Source organism: Pseudomonadota bacterium (genome assembly GCA_034660915.1).
In the GTDB taxonomy this organism is placed as follows: Bacteria; Desulfobacterota; Anaeroferrophillalia; order Anaeroferrophillales; family Anaeroferrophillaceae; genus DQWO01.
This window is the reverse complement of sequence record JAYEKE010000053.1, coordinates 1-4,637: the sequence shown is the minus strand read 5'-3', so window position 1 is coordinate 4,637 and position 4,637 is coordinate 1. Positions and strand designations below refer to the sequence as shown.

3 protein-coding genes are annotated in these 4,637 nt (G+C 53.1%); 2 read left to right on the top strand and 1 reads right to left on the bottom strand.

All coding sequences use genetic code 11. The annotated features are described in order from the left end of the window. Positions 1 to 241 precede the first annotated feature (241 nt). On the bottom strand, positions 242 to 1,624 hold the full coding sequence (locus tag U9P07_03435) for an MBL fold metallo-hydrolase (GenBank protein ID MEA2108455.1): 1,383 nt from the start codon (positions 1,622 to 1,624) through the stop codon (positions 242 to 244). A 135-nt stretch (positions 1,625 to 1,759) separates the two neighbouring features. Between U9P07_03435 and U9P07_03430 the strand changes: the two genes are divergently transcribed. Together U9P07_03430 and U9P07_03425 are read left to right on the top strand one after the other, a co-directional pair. Further along, positions 1,760 to 4,006: a Tex family protein gene (locus U9P07_03430; GenBank protein ID MEA2108454.1), complete on the top strand. Its 2,247-nt coding sequence runs from the start codon at positions 1,760 to 1,762 to the stop codon at positions 4,004 to 4,006. Positions 4,007 to 4,019: 13 nt separating this feature from the next. Further along, a complete protein-coding gene (locus U9P07_03425) occupies positions 4,020 to 4,175 on the top strand; it encodes an ATP-binding protein (GenBank protein ID MEA2108453.1) in 156 nt (51 codons plus the stop codon). Positions 4,176 to 4,637: the final 462 nt, after the last annotated feature.

The following is a 4,637-nucleotide window of genomic DNA, read 5'->3' as shown; positions in this document are numbered from 1 at the left end:
GAATTTCCTTCACTGGTGGGAGCTGAGCCGCAGATGATGGCATCATAAAAGTTCACCGCAGTTTTTGCGATATATTTGCAAGGCCCCGGAGTTTAACCCGGGGCCTTTTTACATTTAAAATAAATTTCTCTGAATATTCCAGCATGGCTCTCGCTCATTCTCGCCGGCCGTCCATGGCCTGCCTGTGCGTGCCGCACGCAGACAGGCTATGAGCCAAGCCCGAACATCCTGTATGGAGATTTTACAAAGCCATCTTGAATCCTGCCATCCTCCAGGCCATCATCCCGCCGATAACGCTGTAAATGTGTGCGTAGCCATTGGTTTTGAGCATTGAGCCGGCAATATTGGAGCGGTATCCCGAACCGCAGATAACGCTGATATGATCGTTCAAGTCAAGACTAATACCTTCGGCTATCAGCTGCTGCAAGGGTAGATGTATGGCATTTTCCAGGTGACCTGCCTGCCATTCCGTCGGGGTGCGGACATCAATGACCGTATGATTACCATATTTTGTCAGCACTTCTTGGAGTGCGTGCACCGATATCTGGGGGAGAAAACCGGTTTTCCTGCCACCTAGAATCCAGTCCGAAAGGCCAATGCAGTAACCGATTATCTGGTTGTAGCCTACCCGGCGAAAACTGGTAATCGCCTGAGAGATCTGTTCCTGGCTGTCGGCCAGCAGAATAATTTTCTTTTCTGTGTCTACCACGTTTCCCATCCAGGTGGCAGAATTTGGCGAAAGACCGATATTCAGGCTGCCGGGGATGTGGGCGCCGCCAAAAGCGGCAGCTTCCCGCAGATCAACCAGAGCGTACTGCTCAGGGTCCTGGAGGTATTTGGCAATAGCCGCTGGATTTTTTTGTCGGGCAACCGGCAGCTCTTCCTCGATGGCTGCCCCCTGGCGATTGGTTTCAATGATAGAGGAAAAATTCTGTGGCCGATGGGGTTGGTTCTGTCCCAGAGTTTTTTTAAATTCTTCCCGGCTGAGTTTTAAATAGGGGTTTGTCTGCCGTTCATAGCCCATGGTGGACGAAGGTTTGGCGCTCAAGCCCGCGCCGCAGAGGGATCCTTCTCCATGGGCGGGGTAGATTTCCACATAGTCGCCAAAACGACTGAGCTTGGTATAGAGGCTGTTGTAAAGGTTTTTGATCTGGTCATCCAGCAGTTCATTGCCGGCCAGATCCGGGCGGCCGATACTGCCGACGAACAGGAGATCGCCGGTCAACAGCATTTGCGGCAGCTCGCCCCGGGACAGATCAGCAATTGCCAGGCTGATGGCATGGGGTGTATGGCCGGGGGTGAAAATAACCTGCAATTTGACCGCGCCGATGGTGATACTATCGCCTTCATTTAATTGAACATGATCATAAAAAACCGGGCTGCCGGCCCCGAGATGGATGGGGGCGCCGGTAGCCTGCTGCAGTTCCAGCGCTCCGGATACATGGTCCGCGTGAACATGGGTTTCAATGATATGGCTGATCTTCATTTTATTCTGTTTGGCGGTGACCAGGTAGTCTTTGATGTCTCGTTTGGGATCTACGACCACCACCCGGCCATCCTGGGGACAGCCGATCATATATGAAAGGCATCCCAGTCCTCCTACTTTAAATTGCTGGAAAAACATGATACATCCTCCTTGTTGATAGTAGCTTAACTTTTTGACTTGCATTGCCAAAAACATCCCTGAAAATTTCTTTCAGCTGTTTTTAGAATAACCCAGCATGATAATAATGGCAAGCAAAAGCGGGAGCTTTTTAAAATGAAAACCCCTGAAGAAATTCTGGTTCCGCGACCAGAGGATAACCAGTCAGTTACGTCTCAATCTCCGCGAAGCGATTTCCCCGCCGCTATTGCCGCTGAACTGCAGTTGAAGCGCCGTCAGGTGGAAATGGTCGAGAAACTGCTCAACGATGGCGGAACCATCCCTTTTATCGCCCGCTACCGTAAAGAGGCCACCGGTTTCCTGGATGAGGTGGCCCTCACTCACATCAGGGATCGACTGGAACAATTGGCGAGCCTGGAAAAACGGCGGCAGGCGATGCTGGCTTCCCTTGCTGAGCGTGAGTTGCTGAGTGATGAGCTTAAAAAAAGCCTCCTGAGGGCGTCAACCCTGGTTGAATTGGAGGATGTCTACCTGCCCCACCGGCCCAAAAAGCGAACCAGGGCTTTGCTGGCCCGGGAAAAGGGTCTTGAGCCCCTGGCAAAGCTGCTGCTGGAGCAGAAAATAGCGGATAGTCATGCCGTGGCCGTTCCTTTTGTCAAGCCGGATAACGGGGTTAATTCGGTCGAAGAGGCCCTGGCCGGGTCCCGGGATATCATTGCCGAGTGGGTGAGTGAGGATGTCGCCAGCCGCGCGTTCCTGCGGCAGCTGTTTACCCGGCAGGGAGAGATTGTCGCTAAAGTGATAAAAAATAAAGAAAGCGCCGGGGAGAAATTCAGGGATTATTTTGACTGGCGGGAGAAAGTTAAGAAAATTGCCGGCCACCGGTTGCTGGCCATCCTTCGGGGTGAAAAGGAAAAAATTCTCCGGGTTGCCATCGGACCGCCGGCAGAGACGGCCCTTTCCCGGCTGCAGCGCCGTTTTGTCCATGGTGACAACCAGAGTAGTGATCAGATTGCCGAGGCGGTGGCTGACAGCTATAAGCGATTGCTGGCCCCGGCCCTTGAAAATGAAACCCGCCAGTTTTTAAGGGCGACCGCTGAAGCTGAGGCAATCAATGTTTTTGCCGAGAATCTGCGCCAATTGCTGCTGGCCCCGCCCCTGGGGCCAAAACGGCTCATGGCCCTGGACCCGGGGTTTCGCACCGGTGCCAAGCTGGTCTGCCTCGATGCCCAGGGGAAATTGTTGCACCACGAGGTTATTTATCCCACCCATGCAGCAAAAAAAATTGCTGAGGCCGCGGCCATGGTGAAGGCTTTGTGCCGGCGCTACGATATTGAAGCCATCGCTATCGGCAATGGTACTGCCGGCCGGGAAACCGAGGCTTTTGTCAGGAATATTGGTCTTCCTGAAGACATTATTATTGCCCTGGTCAATGAATCAGGGGCCTCGATTTATTCGGCTTCAAAAGTAGCCAGGGATGAGTTTCCAAATCATGACATTACCGTCCGGGGGGCGGTTTCCATCGGCCGGCGGCTCCAGGATCCCCTGGCGGAACTGGTAAAAATTGATCCCAAAGCCATTGGGGTCGGCCAGTATCAGCATGATGTTGATCAGGGGGAGTTGAAACGACGGCTGGATGAGGTGGTGGAAAGCTGTGTCAACCGTGTCGGGGTAGAAATCAATACCGCCAGCCGTGAACTGCTGGCTTATGTATCCGGACTGGGTCCGACCCTGGCCCAAAATATTATCCGTTTCCGCGATGAAAACGGTCCTTTTAGTTCCCGGCGCCAACTGCTCAAGGTGCCTCGCTTAGGCCCCAAAGCTTTTGAACAGGCCGCCGGTTTTATCCGCATCCGGGAGGGTGAAAACCCCCTTGATGCGACCGCGGTCCATCCGGAACGCTATGTTCTGGTCAGCCGCATGGCCAAAGACAGCGGTTGTTCGCTGCGGGAGTTGATGGACGATGAAACCCGGCGGCAAAAGATTGATCTTAAGCGTTATGTTACGGATACGGTTGGTATGCCGACCCTTGAGGATATCATGGCGGAACTGGCTAAACCCGGACGTGACCCCAGGCGGGAGTTTGAACGCTTTTCCTTCAAAGCCGGGATTAACCGCCTTGAGGATCTGGAAAAGGGGATGCGGCTTCCCGGCCTGGTTACCAATGTGACCAGATTCGGTGCCTTTGTGGATATCGGCGTCCACCAGGATGGCCTGGTACATATCAGCCAGCTGGCTGATGGTTTTGTTAAAGACCCGGCAGCGATTGTCAAAGTGCAGCAGCGGGTAGTGGTAACCGTTCTTGCTGTTGATTGTGAACGGCGCCGGATATCACTTTCGCTGCGGGAAAACGCCCCGGAGCATCTCGGTGAGCCGGAGTTCCAGCAGGACCTGAAAGGATGAACAATCCCGGCAGGTGGTGATTGAAGTTGCCGACAATGGCCCGGGAATTCCGCCAGATCTGCTGCCCGAGGGCTTGTTTGAGCCCTTTAAAACCAGCAAGGACGGGGGCAGCGGGCAATCGGCCTCTGGCAGGCGAAAAGGATTACGGCAAGCCTCGGGGGCAGGATGACGGCGGAGAATAGGGAGGATGGCGGGGCGCGGTTTGTGATCCAGTTGCCGCTGGAGTAGGAGGTGTCGGGAAATTTTACAGTGAGAGGTGAAAAGAAGATTTACCATGAAGTCATGAAGAGCATGAAGAAAAGCCGAAAATCCCGGCCTGTGTGGGTCTGTTGCTGATATATCTTTTCCCGTTGTCTTTTCGGTGCTTCGGTGGTGAATTTTTTTGGTCACAGACCCACGCGGACCCACACAGACAACAGCAGATAAAAAATCCCCCGGCTGGTTTGGTGTAGTTATTGACATTACTTATATAGTATGGCAACCTTTAATTGGGTACGGGAAGACATTTCGGGCGTGGCATTTTGGGAAGCCCGAAGAAACTTAACTTTTATTTGAGAGGAAGATGAAATGGAAAGGCTCATTAACCTGCATGTGAAGAAATTGCCGGAAGGATCCTATCTGGCCACTTCTG